Origin of the sequence: Brevibacillus laterosporus, assembly GCA_007833815.1 — a bacterium.
GTDB classification, from domain to species: domain Bacteria; phylum Bacillota; class Bacilli; order Brevibacillales; family Brevibacillaceae; genus Brevibacillus_B; species Brevibacillus_B laterosporus_D.
Genome location: CP033464.1, coordinates 3,788,442 through 3,808,392 on the forward strand (window position 1 = coordinate 3,788,442; position 19,951 = coordinate 3,808,392).

At 49.5% G+C, this 19,951-nt stretch carries 2 protein-coding genes; both read right to left on the reverse strand.

The features are described 5' to 3' along the window. Positions 1 to 9: 9 nt before the first annotated feature. Positions 10 to 7,659, reverse strand: coding sequence for an amino acid adenylation domain-containing protein (locus EEL30_18925; protein ID QDX94175.1), 7,650 nt, complete (start codon positions 7,657 to 7,659; stop codon positions 10 to 12). Between the two features lie 148 nt (positions 7,660 to 7,807). Further along, positions 7,808 to 19,510: an amino acid adenylation domain-containing protein gene (locus EEL30_18930; protein ID QDX94176.1), complete on the reverse strand. Its 11,703-nt coding sequence runs from the start codon at positions 19,508 to 19,510 to the stop codon at positions 7,808 to 7,810. Positions 19,511 to 19,951 lie beyond the last annotated feature (441 nt).

Sequence of the window (19,951 nt, forward strand, 5' to 3'; positions counted from 1 at the left end):
TACCTCTCCTTAGATTTTGATAGATTTGAGTTTTCCTGAGATCTTACTAAGCTTGTCGATAGAAATCTTGTTGTAGCCCACATCGCTTGGGGTCAGGTCTGTTCCTTCTTTGTTGAGACAGTGGTCGATGCAGCGAGTCAGTTGACAAAGGTACATCTCAGCAAGGCGTTCAATCGTGGCTTCGTTGTACTGTTGAGAGCTGTACATCCAGTGCAGGGTCAATTGGCCGTCTGCGACGCTGCCTGTGATGTCAATCAGATTGGTACGATCGCTTTTCGCACTGAACAGGGCGCCAGTCGGCATCGCGGTCCGTTGGAAACCTGCCGAGGATTTATCTTGGCCGAACTGACCCAAGTAGTTGAAACTGATCGCAGGTTTGATCATGCTAGTCAAAGCGTCTTTTTCGAGTGGATCGGTCATGTAGCGCAAGAGACCGTAACCGATTCCTTTATTCGGGATTTGGCGAAGTGATTCTTTGATCATCTTGATCTGGTAGGACAGATCTGAAATATGAGACATATCGATCACGACAGGATACATGCTGGTAAACCACCCGACGGTACGGCTGATATCGACGGCATGGATGATATCTTCGCGGCCATGCCCTTCCAACTCGACAGCAAAACGATTCTCCCCTGTCCACTCATGCAAGGCCAATCCCAGCGCGGTCAAGAGCAGATCATTGATCTCGGTCTGGTACGCTTGATGAACGTTCTTGAGCAGTTTCTCTGTCGCTTCAGTGGAAAATGTCGATGTGACCACACGCATGTCGCCCCATGTATTGCCACCAGTTCCATGATCAGATGGGATACTATCCACCTGCACCTTTTCTTGTTTGTGCCAGTAATCCAGTTCTTTACGCAGTGTTTTTCCTGTAGCGTAATCCGTCAACTGGTTTGCCCAGTATTGGTAGGAATGCGTCTTCTGTGGCAGGGTGATCGATTGGTGCGAGAGCGCTTGTTGATAGGCATTCTCCAAATCTTCGAGGATAATGCGCCAAGATACACCATCGACGACAAGGTGATGAATTGCGATCAACAGATAGTCAACTTCCCTGGTGCGGAACAGACCTGCTTGGACGAGTGGTCCTTCGTGCAAGCTAATACCCGTTTGAATACGGGTTCCTTCGCTCTCAAGGCGGACAGTCAAGTCAATTTCATCAGATAAATCAAGCGTTTCGAGGGTGAAAAGCTCCCCTGCGATGCCCAGATTGATCTGTCGAACCTCATCGTTTACACCCTCCTCGGTTACATACACCATCCGTAATGCATCATGATGTTCCACCACTTTTTGCAGGGCTTGACGCAGTGCATTCTCGTCTATACCTGCCGGATGAGTCAGCATCATAGCCTGATTCCAGTGATGTGCGTCGGTGAACTGCTGGTTGAAGAACCACCGTTGAATCGGTGTCAACTTGACTTCGCCCTCGACTGTTCCTTGCTCGATCACGGTGCTAGTGACATTGATATACGGAGTCACCTGCTCAATCGTCGGGTTTTGGAATAAGTCGCGGATCGTCAGCTTGATGTTATGACTGGTCAGACGGGCCATGATCTGGATCGCCTTGATAGAGTCACCGCCGAGGTCAAAGAAGTTATCCTTTACCCCGACACGCTCAACGCTTAGTACATCGGCCCAGATCTCGGCCAAGGTCTCTTCGATGCTGGTGGTAGCCGCCACATATTCAGTCTGAACAAGCGCTTCGGCATCCGGCTTCGGCAATGCTTTGCGGTCTACCTTGCCATTGGCGGACAGCGGCAGGATTTCCATCAACTTAAAGTGACTTGGAATCATATAATCCGGCAAAATGCGAGCCAGATGTTGGCGTAGTTCGTCAATCCGAACCGGTTTTGATGCCACGTAGTAAGCGCAGATCATGTCGTTGTGTATCTTAACCGCCGTCTCGGTGACATCCGGATGGGTCAACAGTTGGGTCTCGATTTCGCCCAACTCGATGCGATAGCCTCTCACTTTTACCTGTTGGTCAATGCGACCCAGATAGATCAGATTGCCGTCTTCGCGCCATGCGACCAGGTCACCAGTGCGATACATACGCCCGCCAGGTACGAACGGGTCATCGACGAATTTGTCGGCTGTCAGGTCAGGACGGTTCAAGTAACCACGAGCCAAACTGTCACCTGCCACACACAATTCACCTGGTACGCCGATTGGCTGAAGCTGCGTCATTTGGTTGAGCACGTAGACACGAACATTGTAAATCGGCTTACCGATTGGAATGTTTGGCATCTCTGACTCGATACGGTACCGGGTCGTCACAACTGTATTTTCTGTCGGGCCATAGTTGTTGACCAACTGGTAGCGTTGCGGGGTAAACGATTTGAGCTTGTCACCGCCAGTCAGAACCAGACGAAGCGATTGGTTCTGCTTGGACAGATTCATGAACGCTTCGCACAGCTGTGTCGGCAGGAAGCTTACCGTGATGTTATTTGCTTCAAAATATTCGTTCAGTTGCTCGATATTAAGACGGATATCAGGACGGATCACGTGCAACAAAGCTCCCGCAACCAATGTCGGGAAAATCTCCCATACAGTTGCATCGAAGCCAAAGCCTGCATATTTGGTAGTACGGTCGTTTGCGGTAAGTTGGTACTCGCTTTGATGCCAAAGTGTCAGATTGACGAGGGAACGATGCTCAACCATAACACCTTTTGGCTGACCGGTAGAGCCAGACGTATAGATGACATAGGCCAGATTTTGCGCGTTGGTTCCTTGCGCCTGTAATGATTTCTCCCCTTGATATAGCTCTGAATCAGTCAGGTCAATCACATCTCCGGCAAAGTCAAGCACCGCCAGATTCGTACCGCAGTTGGTCAACAGCCATTTCGTCCCGCTGTCGGACAACATATACTGTACACGCTCGCTCGGGTAAGCAGGGTCAATCGGCAAGAACGCGCCTCCCGCTTTGAGGATAGCCAGTATACCGACGATCATCTCTAAGGAAGGCTCCGCCATCATCGCTACGATGCTTTCTGCCTCCACTCCTTTTCCCTGAAGTACAGCGGCAAGGTTGTTAGCCCGTTGATTTAACTCGCCGTAACTTAGACGCTGCTCCTGATACACCAACGCAGTCTGCTCCGGTCGCTCCTGCACTTGCTTTTCAAACAAGGCATGGATCGTTTGATCAAGCTCATGGTCACGGCTTGTCTGATTGAATACATCGAGCAGTTGCTCTTTTTCCGCATCTGTCACCAACTCAATCTGTTCAATCGACAGATCAATCTTTTCTGCCACTTGCCCGAGGATATGGACATAATGCTTCGCCATCCGCTGTAGCGTCTCACGCTTGAACAGCTTGGTCGCATATTCCCAGTCGAACACCAGCTTATCGTCCATCTCCCGCCCTTGCAGGGTAAGATCGAACTTGGCGACTTGGTAGCTGTATGCATGTGGCTTGGTTTGCAATCCCGCGAACACGTCGAATCCGAGCTCGATATTTTGCAGAGTGAACATCGTGTCGAACAGCGGGTTGCGGCTTAGGTCGCGGCGCAGTCCGAGTTGTTCCAGCAATGATTCGAGTGGATAATCTTGATGTTCGTAGGCTTTGAGCAGATTCTCCTTGACTTCGTGCAGGAACATGCGGAACGTTTTGTCAGACTTCGGCTTGTTACGCAGCGCTATCGTGTTGACGAACATCCCGATGATCGACTCAAGATCAGCGTGTGGACGACCGGCAATCGCCGAGCCGACGATGATATCGTGCTGTCCAGTATATTTGGCGAGGAAGACGTTGTACGCAGCCAAAAGGGTCATGAACAGCGTCGAACCATTTTGCGCTGACAACTCTTTGAGTCTGTTTGTCAAATCCGCATCTATTTCAAAACTGATGCGATCACCGTCGAAACTTTGCATCACCGGGCGCGGGTAGTCGGTCAGCACCTCTAACACCGGCAACTCACCACTAAATTGCTCCTGCCAAAACGCGACTTGCGCATGGGTTTCACGGGCGGCCAACTGTTCCTGTTGCCAAACAGCGTAATCTTTGTATTGAAGGTGGAGCGGCGGCAAGTCTTGACCACTATAAAGCTTGCCTAATTCTTGGAAAAACACATGGATGGACACACCATCCGCGATAATGTGATGCAGGTCGATCAAAAGAATGGAGCGTCTCACATCCATCCGCACCAGTGCAGCCCGTGCCAGCGGTGCAAGCCCCAGATCAAACGGCTGGATCAACGATGCGATCACGTCGTCCACGCTCACCTCCATCGCTTCCTTCACTGTCAGCGGAATTTCGGCAACCGACTGGATGCGTTGTACCAAATGATCCTTTTCCATGGAAAAAGAGGTGCGTAATGCTTCATGGCGGCGGGTCATCTCATCCAGTGCATGACGCAGACGATCAAGGTCGATCTCACCCTCGATATCCATCATCATTGGCATGTTGTAGCTGGTGTCCACACCTTCGAACTGGCTGATGACAAAAATCCGTTTTTGTGCTGGTGTGGCTGTGTATTCATTGCCCTTAGTCGGAGCTGCCGGATGAATCGACACGTACCTGCCTGCCTCCGCCTGCGTAAGATAAGCAGCCAGTTCGCGCACGGTTGGACGCTGGAAGACCATTTTGAGCGGTACATCTACATTGAACTGTTTATAGATACGCGATACCAGCATGGTTGCCTTAAGCGAGTGACCACCCAAGTCGAAGAAATGGTCGGTCGCTCCTAAGCGCGGCACACCCAGTACTTCCGACCAAATCACAGTCAATGCCTCTTCGGTCGGATTGGAAGGTGCTACGTAGATACGACCCGATTGCCCGTCTGGCTTAGGCAGAGCGCGGCGGTCAATCTTGTTGTTAGGGGTGAGCGGCATATCTTCCAGTTCGATCAGCACCGATGGAATCATATAATCTGGGAGTATTCGTCCCAAATCACTGCGAAGCTCCTCCGCCGTAACCGGCTCGGATGGAACATAATACGCGCACAGACCAGGTGTACCCGCCTGTTCGTAGACAGTGACGAACACTTTTTGCACAGCACGATGGTTGAGCAACTGTGCCTCAATCTCACCTGGTTCGATGCGGTAGCCACGTATTTTTACCTGATGGTCAATCCGTCCCAGGAACTCGATCATACCGTCTGCCAGGTATCTGCCCACGTCACCAGTGCGGTACATCTTGGAACCAGGATGGAACGGGTCGTCGACGAACTTCTCCATCGTCAGGTCTGGACGGTGCAGATATCCTGCCCCCACATTCTCTCCGGCGATGTAGATTTCTCCGCTGATCCCCGGTGGTTGCAATTGATTGAAGCGATTCAAGATGTGGATTTGTGTATTCGCAATCGGGCGACCGATTGGTACAAGCTCCAGGTGGTTGTCTCCCGCTTTCATCGTCAACGTGGTGACGACGTGCGTCTCGGACGGACCGTAGTGATTGTGCAGTTGGAGTTCATGCTTCTGGAGATAGTCTATGAACACCGCAGGAAGAACCAATTGCTCACCTGCTGTGACGATATGCTTGAGATTTGCAGGCAACTTCTCCACATACAGCGGATCTGCAATAATGAATTTTACTAGCGCCGTCGGCAAAAAGGCTGTTTCAATCTGATGTTTCTCCACAAACTGGAGCAGACGAAGCACATCGCGTTTTTCATCGCTTGCGATGATGTGCAGCTCCCCACCTGCGAGCAGCGTTGAAAAAATCTCCTGCGCACAAACATCGAAGCTGATCGTTGTAAATTGCATCACACGATTGAATGCAAGCGAGGTGCTCGCGTACTCAAAGCTGATCAGGTTCACGAGATTGTGATGCTTGACCAATGTACATTTTGGCTTGCCGGTCGTACCCGATGTATAAATCGCATACAGAATGTCTTGGGGGATGTTTATCGGCTCTGGATTTCGGGTAATATTGTCTGAAACAAGTATTTCGAACAGTTGCAACACCTCACCGCCGAACGCCTGGACAACCTCTGACGTTTGGTCGGTCAACAACAGACGTGCTCCACTGTCTTGCAACATATAGGTAATTCGTTCCGATGGATATTCAGGGTCGATTGGCAGATACGCGCCCCCTGCTTTGAGGATAGCGAGCAACCCAATCACCATCGGAATCGAACGTTCGGCCATAATGCCGATGATTTCGGACGGTTGTACCCCTCGTTCACGCAACATGTGAGCCAGTTGATTCGCTCGGCGGTTCAGTTCTGCATACGTGATGGACTCCCCGTATTGGACAACCGCTACTTGATCCGGTGTACGTGCCGCCTGTTCCTCGAACAGTTGGTGAATCGTTTTGTCCCGTGAATAATCGGCTGCGGTATCGTTGCATGCCGCCAGCGCTTTTTGATCTTCTTCCGTGAGGATACTGATCTCATGCGCAGCAATCTCTGGGCTGTGCGTGATCTGACGCATGATCGATTGAAGATGCTTTCCGATGCGGCTGATGTAATCCCCGTCGTATTGATTGGCGTTGTAATTGAATTTAAGCGTCAACTGCTTGCCGGGAACCACAATGACGTTGATCCCGTAGTTGGTTTGTTCAAACGCCTCCAACTTGCCCAGCGTAAAGCCTAAGTCGTGACCACTGCCGTAGTGGCCTAATTCTGATTTGAGCGGGTAGTTCTGGAACACGATGATATTGTCGAACAGTTCTTGCTGCCCGCCGCCAGAGACCGCTTGGATATCAGCGAGAGACACATATGCGTATTTTTCCGAAGTGAGTGCTTGGCGTTTAACCTCTTGCACGATCTGTCCAAATGTAACCCCGTTTCCACCATTGACACGCACCGGGATCGTATTAATGCAGACCCCGACGATTTTATCAATGCCCTCGATTTCGGAGGGGCGACCATTCACAACCACACCGAATACTACATCGTCGTTGTTGTTGTACCGTTGCAACAGAATTCCCCAGACCGCTTGAAACAGATGGTTGATCGTCACCTGATGCTTTTTCGCCAGTTCGGAAAGCTCTGTGGTTATCGTCTCATCAATCGTGACGAACAGTTCCTCTTGACGGTAGCTAGGGTCGATTTTGGTGCCAATCGGATGAGGAGATGGCAAAGTGGTCTGCTGCTCGTAGTTTTGCAAGCAGGTCTTCCAATAATCAAGCGCTTCTTCTTGGTCCTGTTGCTCCAGCCATTTGATGTAGCGACTGTACGGCACCACTCTGTCCATTGGGAGTTGCTTGTTGGTGCGAGCTTGTTCATACAGTCCGAAGAAGTCATCCATCACAATACCGAAACACCAACCATCCATCAGGATATGGTGGTAGCTCCAGATCAGATTCCAACTTGTATCACCTGTCTGCACGACGGTGTAACGCATCAGCGCATCGCTGGTCAGGGAGAAGCCTTTCGCTTTGTCCGTATTTTTAAGTTCAGTCAGGTAGGTCTGTTGCTGCTGTTCGTTCAGGTGGCAGATATCGCGGTAATCCACCTTGATCGGACGTTGTTTGAGTACCACTTGCAACGGCTTGCTTACATTTTTATAAAGAAAAGCGGTACGCAGAATGCTGTAGCGACTGATCAATTGATTGGCCGCCTGTTCCACAAGAGCGACATTCAGCTCGCCTTGTATAGGAAAGTCAAGCTGTTCGAAATATGTATGGTGGTCTTTGTCTTTTAACGAATGAAACAGCATCCCCGCTTGCATGGGAGATAAAAAGTAAATATCCTCTACGTTTTGCTTGTCAAACATTCTTGTACATACACCCCGCATTCCAATAATTAATGTGATTTTCCATTGGTAGAAAAAGTGTCCCCCGCGCACACGTCAGAAGCCAACAAGGCCTACCCGTGTGCGCCGGAGTGACGTGACCGGTTTTCGGGGATGACAGATTACTTCATCAGTTAAAAAGATCCAACGCCGCTTCCAAGTCATCAAAGCTCAAGCCGCTTGAGGTAAAGTCACTAGGGGTTAACTCATTGGTTTGCTGGCTTACACAGTGTTGGATACAGCGCAGCAGGTTCTCTTTAAAACGGGCCAACAGTTTGGTAATGGTTTCTGTCTGATGAATCTGGGTGTTATACAGGACGGACAGCTTCAACCTGCCGTCTGTTACCATGCCAAGGAAGTCGAGCATATAGGTTCGTTCGGCGCTTGGGCTGAACATCTCACCGACTGGTTTGTCAGATGCTTGGAACAACCCGACTCGCTGGCTGTTGTCAAACTGACCGAGATAGTTAAAGCTGACTTCGGCCTGTGTGTCGGTGAGCGTTGTCTCGGTGAGGTATTTGAGAATGCTATAACCAACACCTTTGTTGGGAACTTGGCGAAGCGATTCTTTCATCTGTTTAATCTGCTGTCCAAGGTCTCGCGGTGCATTCATCTTCAGCACCACAGGATAGATCGAAGTGAACCAACCAACTGTTCGTGTCACGTTGATGTCTTTTATTATGTCTTCGCGGCCATGTCCTTCTAGATCGACACGGATTTGTGTCTGTCCGCTCCATTCACTGAGTGTCAAGCCGAGCGCAGTGAGCAGGATTTCGTTAATCTCGTTGTTATAGGCGTGATGTGCGTGTTTAAGCAAATCTTCCGTTTCCTTTTCGCTCAGACAGACCGTTTCTTCGGCAGTTTCAGCCCAGCGGTTGCATGGCGATGTTGCATCTTTTGGCAATGGTTCGGTTGCGGTCTGTACCACGGTTTGCCAGTAGCTCGCTTCTTTCTGTGCCATACGGCTGTTGGCATATGTGGTGAGCGCCTCTGCCCAGTTTTGGTAAGAGTGCGTCTTTTCAGCAAAATGGATCATCTGATCGCATACTGCCTGCTCGTACCCGATCGCTAAGTCTTCAAGTAGGATGCGCCAGGAGACACCATCTACCACTAAGTGATGAATCGCCAGCAAGAGATGGTCACCTTCCGCCGTATGGAACAGGCCGGTATGGACGAGTGGCCCATGGGTCAGGTCAAGACTCTGCTGGATGCGGGTAGCCTCGGTACGGATGGCTGTGTCAAGCTCGTTCCCAACGGTCAGATTGCCAAGGTCAATTACCTCAAAGTCAAACAAATGACTCTCTTCCCCACGGTTCACTTGCTTGATGTGATGCTGAGACAACACGTAGGACATGCGCAAGGCATCATGATGTAACACCAGTTGGCGCAAGACGCGATAAAGGGCTTCTTCGTCAAACCCTTCACGACGGTAGACCATCATCGATTGGTTCCAATGGTGAGAGTCAGCGAAATCTTGGGCGAAGAACCAGCGTTGGATCGGTGTCAACTCAACCTCACCTGTGATCATGTCCTGATCTGCTTTGGCCTCCAGCGGTTTGACGTAGAGGCTGAGTTCCTCGATGGTCGGATTCATGAAGATATCTTTGATCTCCACTTTCAGTTGATGCTTGTTCAACTGGGCAATCACTTGTATGGCCTTGATCGAGTCGCCTCCCAGATCATAGAAGTTGTTGCGGATACCGATCCGTTCTGCTCCGAGCACTTCTTGCCAGATCGTGGCGAGAATAGCATCTGTCTCGCTTTGTGGTGCCACGTAGGAGATAGCGGCTTCTGCGGATTTGTCCACAGATGGCAATGCTTTGCGGTCTACCTTGCCGTTGGCGGTAAGCGGCAGTTGCTCTACCTCAATGAAATAGGATGGCACCATGTAATCCGGGAGTGTTTGACCAAGCCACTTGCGCAGATCATTGGTAGATACCACTGAACTAGCGGTATAGTACGCCGCCAGCATTTTGCTGTTGCTGTCTTGCTGTGCAACGACGACGACCTCTTTGACAGATGGATGCTGCAAGAGCGTTGTTTCAATCTCGCCTAGTTCAATACGGTGGCCGCGGATTTTGACTTGGGCATCGATGCGATCCAAATATTCGAGATTACCGTCTGGAAGCCAGCGCACCAAGTCACCTGTACGGTACATGCGCTCACCAATAGCAAACGGGTTGTCGACGAACTTTTCAGCGGTCATCTCCTGCTTATTCCAATAGCCGCGTGCCAAGTTAGTGCCTGTGACACACAATTCGCCCAACACGCCGATTGGCTGAAGCTGATTGTGGGAGTTAAGCACATATGCCTTGACGTTGTGGATCGGCTTGCCGATAGGGATGTTCTTGTCCGCCTCTGTGATGAAGCAATTGGTGGCAACGACCGTGTTTTCAGTCGGACCGTAGTTGTTGACCAGCTGATAGTTTTGCGGCGTATACGTTCTAAGCTTATCCCCGCCTGTCATCAGGTAACGAAGCGAACGGTTACCAAGACTCATGAAGGTCTCACACAGTTGGGTTGGCAAAAAGCTGACCGTGATACGGTGCTGTTCGTAGTACTCATTAAGTTTGTGGATATCGTAACGAAGATCATCCCCCATAACATGGATGGTCGCACCACTAATTAGGTACGGGAAGATCTCCCAAACCGAGGCGTCGAAGCCAAATCCGGCGTATTTAGTCGCAGCATCTTCGGATGTGATGCCATACTCGCTCTGATGCCAGAAGCAGAGATTGACGAGCGAACGATGCTCGATCATGACCCCTTTTGGCTTCCCGGTTGAACCCGACGTGTAGATGATGTACGCCAAGTTGGCAGGCTGCGCTACCTCTGGAAGGTTGGACGCGTCGCCCTGATAGGAGGTCGAGTCGGCGATCAGAATGACCTCCCCTGCGTAAGCGTTGATCTCCACGGCTTGACTAGTGTGAATGAGTAACAGCTTCGCTTGGCTGTCTTCGAGCATGTATTGGATACGGTCGGCAGGATACTCCGGGTCGATCGGCACGAATGCAGCCCCAGCTTTGAGGATGGCTAGTAAACCGATGAACATCTCTAGAGAGCGGTCTGCCATGATGGCGACAATCTGCTCAGGCCCCGTTCCTTTTTCGCGCAGGCGACGTGCAAGTTGATTGGCCTTATCGTTGAGTTGCTGATAGGTCAGTGCCTCTGAGCAACATACAACAGCGGTCTGATCAGGTGTTACCAGCGCTTGTTTTTCGATCAAAGTATGGATCGTCTGCTCAACCAGGTAATCGCGTTCGGTATGGTTGAAATCAATCAAGAGTTGAGCTTTTTCCGCTTCTGTCACCAGCTCGATGGCGACAATGGAGAGTTGTGGCTGTTCCATGACTTGCTCCAACAGGTGGATCAAGTGCTTGGACATCCGCTCAACCGTCTCGCGGGCAAACAGCTTAGTGCTGTATTCCCACTCAAAGCGGAGTTGCCCGTCTTTTTCCACACACAATAGCGTCAGGTCGAACTTGGAGATCGGGTATTGATAATCATACGAGCTGACTTGGACATCTTGCATCACGTTGTAGTCGATATCTACGTTTTGCAGGGTAAACATCGTGTCAAACAACGGATTGCGGCTCAAGTCGCGGCGCAGACCCAGTTTTTCGATCAGTTCTTCCAGCGGGTAATCTTGGTGTTCGTGGGCTTGAAGCACATGTTCTTTCACTTCTGCGACGAATTGACTGAATGATTTATTGGCCTGCGGATAGTTGCGCAACGCCAACGTGTTGACGAACATACCCATCATCTGCTCCAAATCGGCATGCGGGCGACCTGCAATCGGTGATCCTACGATAATATCTTCCTGACTCGTCCATTTCGCCAAAAAGACATTGTACGCAGCAAGCAACAGCATATAGAGCGTAGTATCTTGACTTGTGGCAAAAGATTTGAGTCTCGTGGTCCAGTCTTTGCTCTGATCGATCCAGATGCGGTCTCCCTCGAAACTTTGGGCAGATGGACGCTGGTAATCAGTCGGCAGTTCTAGCACTGGCAGTTCTTTAGCAAAAATGTCAAGCCAATATGCCTCATGTTGACGATTCTCTTCACTGCCAAGGCGGGATTGCTTCCAGACGGCAAAGTCTTTGTATTGAATGCGAAGTGGCGGTAGGTCCGTGCCTTGGTAGTACACGCCAAGGTCGCGCATGAATACATTCAGCGACACTCCGTCTGCAGCAATGTGGTGCATATCTACCACGAGGATAGCGTGCGCCGGAGCCAGTTCAATCAGAGTGGCTCTCAGTTGTGGAGCTACACGTAAGTCAAACGGGCGGATCGCATCGGTAATCAAGTCGTGTATCAGTGTCACCGCATCAGCATCCGACTGAACTTCGGGAGCCTGTACGATCTCCACAGGTACATCAGCGTTCTCATGAATCCGTTGTACGAGCACTCCCTCCACCATCTCATAGCTGGTGCGGAGCGTGTCATGACGAAGGACGACAGCTTGAAGAGCTTGTCGCAGGCGGTCTTTGTCCAAGTCGCCGCGAAGTTCAGCAATGATTGGCATGTTATACCCTGTATTAACACCATCAAACTGGCTGATGACGTAGAGACGTTTTTGTGCGGATGTGACAGGATAGTGCGTCATAGTTGCCGCGGGTTCGATAGACGTATAGGAACGGACAACGGCTTGCTCGATATAGGTTGCCATCTGCTGAATCGTCGGTTTGAGGAACACTTCTTTGAGCGGGAACTCGATACCAAAATGCTTGTGAATCCGCGATACCAGCATCGTCGCTTTAAGCGAGTGACCACCGATTTTGAAGAAGTTGCCGGTCGCACTCACATTCTCCACTCCCAAAACTTCCGCCCATATCCCAGCCAGTGTAGCCTCCGTCTCATTGCCCGGAGCCACGTACTCTTCCATCATCACAGTCGCTTCAGGAATCGGCAGAGCGAGGCGGTCGATCTTGCCATTGTGATTGAGTGGCAACTCGTTTAGTGGCATCAGGTAAGATGGAATCATGTAGTCAGGCAGAGATTCGGCCAGATAGCTGTGGACAGCTTCCGGTGTCAAGACTTCCTCTGTCACATAGTACCCACACAGGCTGGGATTAGAACCACTCTGATACATCATGACAAACGCTTTGCTAATCATTGGGTGGTTCAACAATTGAACTTCGATCTCTCCTGGCTCAATTCGATAACCCCTAATTTTTACTTGATGGTCGATGCGACCCAAGTATTCGATCGTGCCGTCCGGCAACCAGCGAGCTATATCGCCTGTACGATACATAATTTCACTCGGAGCAAACGGATTTGGCACAAATTTTTCGGCGGTCAAATCATCGCGGTTCAGGTAGCCTAGTCCGACTGTGTCACCAGAGACACAGAGTTCACCCGGTACACCAACAGGCTGGAGCTGCATCTGTTCACTTACAATGAAAATTCGCGTATTGGCTAGCGGTCGTCCAATCGGTGGAATCCCCATGATTGGCTCTTTAGCCTTCATCGTTAAGCTGGTGATTACATGCGTCTCTGACGGTCCATAATGGTTGTGCAACTGAATGTCATGCTGATGCAGATACGTAATGAACGATTCCGGCAGGATCAGCTGCTCCCCTGCTGTGACCAAATGTTTGAGTGATTTCGGTAATTTTTCCACGTAGAACGGTTCATTGATGATGAACTTCAACAGTGAGGTCGGCAGGAACGCCGTCTCCAAACCCCGTTCTTCGATAAATGCCAGGAGCTTAAGGATATCGCGCTTGTCATCATTGCCGATGATGTGAAGCTCCCCACCCGCCAACAGCGTGGAGAAAATCTCCTGATAGCACACGTCAAAACTGATTGTGGTAAACTGCAACACACGTCTGAAATCAAGTGTGGTCTGGTTATATTCAAAGTGAACAATATTGGATAAATTGCGGTGTGCAAGCATGATCCCCTTCGGACGACCTGTTGTACCAGACGTGTAGATTGCATACAACAAATCGGATGAAATGTTGATACAATCCAGATTATCGGTGGCGTTTTGCTGATACGCTGTGTCATCCAGCTTGATCACGTCACCGCTGAACATCAGACCCGTTTCATCACGATCGGTTAGTAATAGGGTACTGCCGCTGTTTTCCAGCATGTAGCTGACCCGCTCTGTCGGCAGTACCGGATCAATCGGCAGGAACGCCCCACCCGCTTTGAGAATGGCGAGCAATCCGGTCAGCATCCCTATCGAACGATCTGCCATAAGACCTACGACCTGATTTGTTTTGACCCCTTTGGTTCTCAAGTGGAGGGCCAGTTGGTTGGCTCGTGTATTGAGTTCACCATAGGTGATCTTCTGGATCCCGTCCTGTTCGACAGCAGCCACAGCATCTGGAGTACGGGCTACCTGTTGTTCAAACTGTTGGTGCAACGTCATGTCTCGTGGGTAATCCATCTCGGTTTGATTAAACGCCGCGAGCAGATGTATGTCCGCGTCAGAGAGGAACGTCACGTGAGACAGTGGTTGAGCCACATCTTCACTCACTGCCGTAAGAAGCCGTTCGAAGTGTGACAGCATCCGCTCCATCGTATCATCGCGGTACAGTTCAGTATCGTACTCCAGCATAACCTGTAAGTCTTCCCCCGCTTCAAAAACTTGGACAGTAACATCAAACTTAGAGGTTTCGCTGTTCTCGATATGCATCGTCATCGTAGCATCTGCCAGGTCAATCGGGCGCATCTTGGCGTTCTGCACGATGAACAACACTTGTGAAAGGGGGTGAAGATGCGGTCTACGCTCAAGATCAAGCTCGTCTACTACCATCTCAAAAGGCACGTCTTGATTGTCGAACGCTTCAAGCGCAGTTACTTTCACTTTTTGCAACAAATCAGCAAAACTTTCCGTCATATCTATATCCACACGCATCGCCAACGTATTGACGAAAAAGCCAATCAAACGTTCGATCTCTACCTGGTTACGGTTGGCGGTAACGGATGAGACAATTACATCGCGCTGACCAGAGTAGCGGGACAACAGCGCTAAGAAAGAGGATAGCAAGATCATGTACAAGGTTGCACCCTCTTGCTGGCTCAACTGCTCCAGTTTTTCCCGCAGATGTGAGCTGAATCTACGTTCAATGGACTTGCCCACTCGGCTTGGATTAACTGGACGCGGATAATCGGTCGGCAACTCCAATTCAGTCGCATCTTCAAGCTTGGTTTTCCAATAGCTCAGCTGACGGACGATCAGTTCATCTGAGAGCAGGTCTTGCTGCCAGAGTGTATAGTCCGCATACTGAATCGGCGATTCCGGCAATTCTACGGTCTTCCCGTCTCTAAGCTGGTCATACGCATCGGCTAATTCTTCAATGAATACCCCGACAGACCAACCGTCAGAGACGATATGATGAATCGAGACCACCATGACATGTTCATCATCGGCAGCACGGATCAACACAGCGCGTATGAGTGGATCCTTTTCTAAGTTAAATGGTGTGATCGCTTCTTGACGAATCTGAGCTTGTACCGCATGTCCACGCTCACCGGAAGGCAGATGTGTCACATCCACCAACGGTACTTCGATCACCAGTTCCGAAGCAATGATCTGTACCGCCTCATCCCCCTGCAGGGCAAATCGGGTACGCAGTGTTTCATGTCGGTCCACAATCAACTGCACCGCCTGCGAAAGCAGATGAACTTGGACGTTCTCTCCTTTCAGATGGAGGCTGACCGTGTTGTTGTAGTACGGGCTCTCTGGGTTCAATTGGTACAGGTACCATTGACGCTTTTGTGCGCTGGACATAGGTAGGGTGTCGCCGTACACCGCTTTGTTGATCTTATGCTGATCACCTGTGTTACGTTGACCCGCACCCATTTTCTGTTCGATCTCTTGGGCCAGTCCCTCAATCGTTGGACTGACAAACAATGCTTTCAGCGGAATATCCACTTGGCAAATCTCTCGGACCTGTGACAGCAGTTGTGTCGCTTTAATTGATTGTCCACCTAGAGCGAAAAAGTTATCACGTACCCCAAAATCATCTGTTCCAAGTAAACTTGACCAGATACTAAACAGGGCATTTTCTAATGGAGACCTCGGTTTGATGCGTTCGATGCCTCCTGCTTTTTTCTCCAATGCCATGAGCATCTCTTCGCAATCGGTTGCCCCCGCCTCGGTGTACATCCATTCATCGATTTCATGCAACACCACTTGAATCGGCTCACCAGGCTTTGCCGCCAGAAGCACTTGCTCTGTCTTTTCTCTCAACGATTGGTACGACAGCTCCATCGTTTGATCCAGTTGAAAAAAGAGATGCAGCATTTGTATTCTCTCAGGTTCGATTGCCAGGAACTTAGACATGTCCGGTTTGGTTGCATCAATCCCTACATAGAGCAAAGATTCATTCGACATCATCCCAATCAGCCAAGAATAGAGACCTTTTACAGAGCGGATCGCTTGGTGACCACGGCTTTGCAGGATATCCTTCATCACCAACAGGTCGCGCCCCATCCCGATGTCATCCCACAAGCTCCATGCGAAGCAATAGGTTCTCACTTCACCACTCGCCTGCATGTACTGGCTAAAGCTCTCCACGAACTGATTCGCCGCCGCATACGCACCCGCCATATAACCAGATGACAGTGTGGTGGTTGAGGATGAAGTGACATACATACTGGTAGGTCGCTTTTTCAAAAGCTGATAAAGGGCAAACGTACCGTACACCTTGGCTTCGAACATTTCATCTAACGTCGCCTTGGTTTCATCCTTGAGCAGTGTCTCACGGTACACACCGGCAAGATGAATCACTCCGTTCAGAGTCTGACCAAAACGCCCCTCCCACTCAGCTGTGACAGCTTCGAGTTGCACCGGATCAGCGATATTACATGTGGTATAGTGAACTTCTCCACCGTTTTGTGCCCATGCTTCAAGCTCCTTAAGCCATTTGATTTTCTTACTCGTACCTGTTGATTCGTCAGAACAGCTCCCTTCTGAACTAGCCGGAAGCGGTGTTCGGCCAACAAGAAGCACTTTTGCCTGATAGTGACGCAACAGATGCTCGACAAAAAGCTTCGCCACCCCGCCAAGACCACCAGTGATCAGGTAAAAACCACTTTGTGTCAACGGACTCTCTGTCAGCGCGGTGTTTTCCAATTCCACACGGGTCATGCGTGGTATATAACGTTTTCCTCCACGGTAAGCAACGATTGCTGTTTTGGTATGATTCGTCACACCTTCCAAAAGTGCCAATTGTGCAGCGGTTACCAGTCGGTTTAGTTCTTGTTTGATGAATGCACCGTATATTTCTTGAGCGTCATCAGTCAGGTCGATATGGAGAAACGCCGTCTCAGGGAACTCATGCGGTAACGTTTTGAAAAAGCCGATCAACGGAGAATTCGCATAGGAAACCATCTCTGCTTTGTTCGTCTGGTAGAGGTTTTGCGTGACCAGAGTAAACGTTGATGGTTGCAAATTGCGATCGGCCATGACTTTTGCTAGATAGACCGTCGCGTAGTTGTCCTCTTGCACCGCTTTCAGTTCGTCTATGGTCTGCGGTTGATCACGGGTGACATTACCACTCATCCCTTGCAAAAAGAACACATGTGAGATCTCAATCTGCTCTTTTTCAAGCTCACCGAATAATTTATTCAAATCATTTAGATTATTGAAATTTACGACATATTGAAAGCTCCCTATTTTGGAGAACTCTTTTCCGTTTGTAACGATGATAGATTCTCCTTCACCCATTTCCCCTAAGACCAATCCGTTCACCGCTTCGAACGAATTAATCATGAGTAGCCGATTGCCGGAAATTACCACTCTCTCGCCTTTTGTCATCTCCTCACACGAAACATCATCCACCGGACATTCTATCCATATTGGTTTGTAAAACCAGCTTGGAAGCGTGTTGTCGTTTTCCAGTTTCAGATCGATTTTCTTGAGGATCTCGTCGAACTCTCCGTTAGCCAGACGTTTGGAAAGATCAGGACGCTGGATTTTGCCAGAGTTCGTTTTAGGAAATTCTCCCTGCGTGATTGGAACGATCAACGCCGGATTCAGGCCCATCTTGACATTGAGATGACGGCGAATCTCTTTGATCACGCCCAAGCAGGATTCGAGATCAGGTTCAACCGGAACAAAGAAAATCGCCAGTTCGTCGCTACCACTAGACATCTTGGGAATTGTAATAGCGGCAGAAAACGTGACCTTGACGCCTTTTACCTCTTCCACGAACGACTCTATTTCGTAGTTGTGAATATTATTTCCGTTGATGATGATCACGTCTTTTTCACGACCAGTGATCGTCAGTCTGCCTTGATGCAGGAAACCGAGATCACCCGTAATGAACCATCCGTCGCCGCCGAATACTTCTGCGTTCGCTTCCGGGTTATCGTAATAGCCCACCATGATGTTGTTACCTTTAACCTGCAAGCGACCAATCTGGTTTTCGCGGATCACGTTGTTGTTGGAATCGACGATACGAACGGATACACCGGGGATCGGCCCCCCTACTTCGGTAAACATCACATGATTCGGATGCCCCACGGAAACGCTGCGAATCGTTCCACCGAGCGACGCTTTATCCAGAATCTGATAACCGCTCGTCGGGGTCAGACGATTGAGCAGCTTGTTGAAAACGATTCCGGAAGAAGTCTCTGACATACCAAAGGATGGAGCCATCGCGTCATCTGGTAATCCGTGCGGTTGAAGCAACGTAAGGAACTGCTGAACAACCTTAGAGACGACCGGCTCGCCCCCGTTGAGGATATGGCGCATACTGGAGAGATCCCAATTGCTTTGTTTGATTTTTTCTACTTGATCATTAACCAGCGCAAACGCGAAATTAGGTGCCCAGGTCATCGTTGCCCGATATTGGTCAATCCAGTTGAACCAATTGAGTGGATTTGCGATAAAGCTGTCGATCTTAGGCAAAATCTGTTCGCTTGCCAGATAAACGCCAAGCACGTGAAACATCACGATCCCACCCACGTGGTCCAATGGCATCCAGTTCAGAATGATTTCATCCGATGTAAAGTTATGGCAAGCGACTGTACCACGCGCACGAGCAAGGATGCTTTCGTTGCAGTGCTGAACGCACTTCGGAATTCCTGTACTGCCTGATGTCAAAAGATGGAGTACGAGTGAATCTGGTGTAGCCTCGTAATACTGCTGATCTGGTTCATTGTATGTCAACGGCTCCAGTGCCACATAACGTAACTCGTCGGTCTCCAAGAGGGTTTGTAGTTGTTCAATCGACCCAATCAACGCTTCATCCACCAGCATCAATGGTTTCTGTAAAAGTTTCCAAGCGTTATGTATACGGCTAACCCCAGAATTCCAGTCTGTATAAGTCGGTGCAATCGCGATCGGTGTCGGCAAAAATCCGCCGAGTACACAAGCCCAGAACGCAGTGACAAAATTCTTGTTGTGATCCAACTGGAATATTACTGGATCGCCTGGTTGAAGCCCTTGCTGGCGCAAACCACGCAGGACCGACTCCGCCTCTCGCAATAGCTTCGCATAAGTCATGGTGACTTCGCTGCCATCGAGTTGGACAAAGATCAATCGTTTGTCGTGAGCGACACGGGCCGCCCGCAAGAGAACCTCGATTAACGTACCTGGTTCATCTACCGCCAGTTGTAGCTCTCCCCCGAAACTGAGCGCAAGCGGCAAAGCCTCATCCCGTTCATCGTGTTGCGTTGTGGCTGTGGAAGTCTGGCTCCCGTTCATCAATTGTTCCGATTTCCAGTCCGAGAAAAAGTGACTGAGATGAATGGCAGGAATGGTAACAAGGCCCTCTTTTGCCAAAGAGGCTATTTGTCCAACACCTTCCAGCGTTTTCAACTCTTTTACCAAGTCGATTGGAATCGTTCGAGAATCAACAGGTTGTGACATGTATCAGATACTCCCTTCGTTACGATGGATAGTGAAAGATTCGGTCTCCTATGTCTAAAATGAAGCGTATTCTAGATTTTAAGAAAGGATTAATTTAATTTCCATCAAACTTATATGCATGCAATTAATATTAATTTCATACATATAAGTTTGATGGAAGTTTCTTACTATGTCAAAAAATATAAAATTATTTTCAATAAAACTAAAAAAACTTTTTGGGTTTGATAGATCTTCATACCAGGAATAAATAACGATTTTTTACACAAAAAGACACTTTGTAACTAGTAAAAAAGAGCAGATGTCCTTAGGTAAAGGCATCCTGCTCTTACCATATCTTACTTTATCTACTTGGATGAAAGGCGAAAGCTTACAAGTTTACCCGTAATTACATCGGGTATGACACTGCTACATACGCTCATGGTGGATACCATGTGAAGATGT

Bases quoted from the DNA above. Each gene is read 5' to 3' on its own strand.
- EEL30_18930 (QDX94176.1), bottom strand. From the start codon at position 19,510: ATGTCACAACCTGTTGATTCTCGAACGATTCCAATCGACTTGGTAAAA.
- EEL30_18925 (QDX94175.1), bottom strand. From the start codon at position 7,659: ATGTTTGACAAGCAAAACGTAGAGGATATTTACTTTTTATCTCCCATG.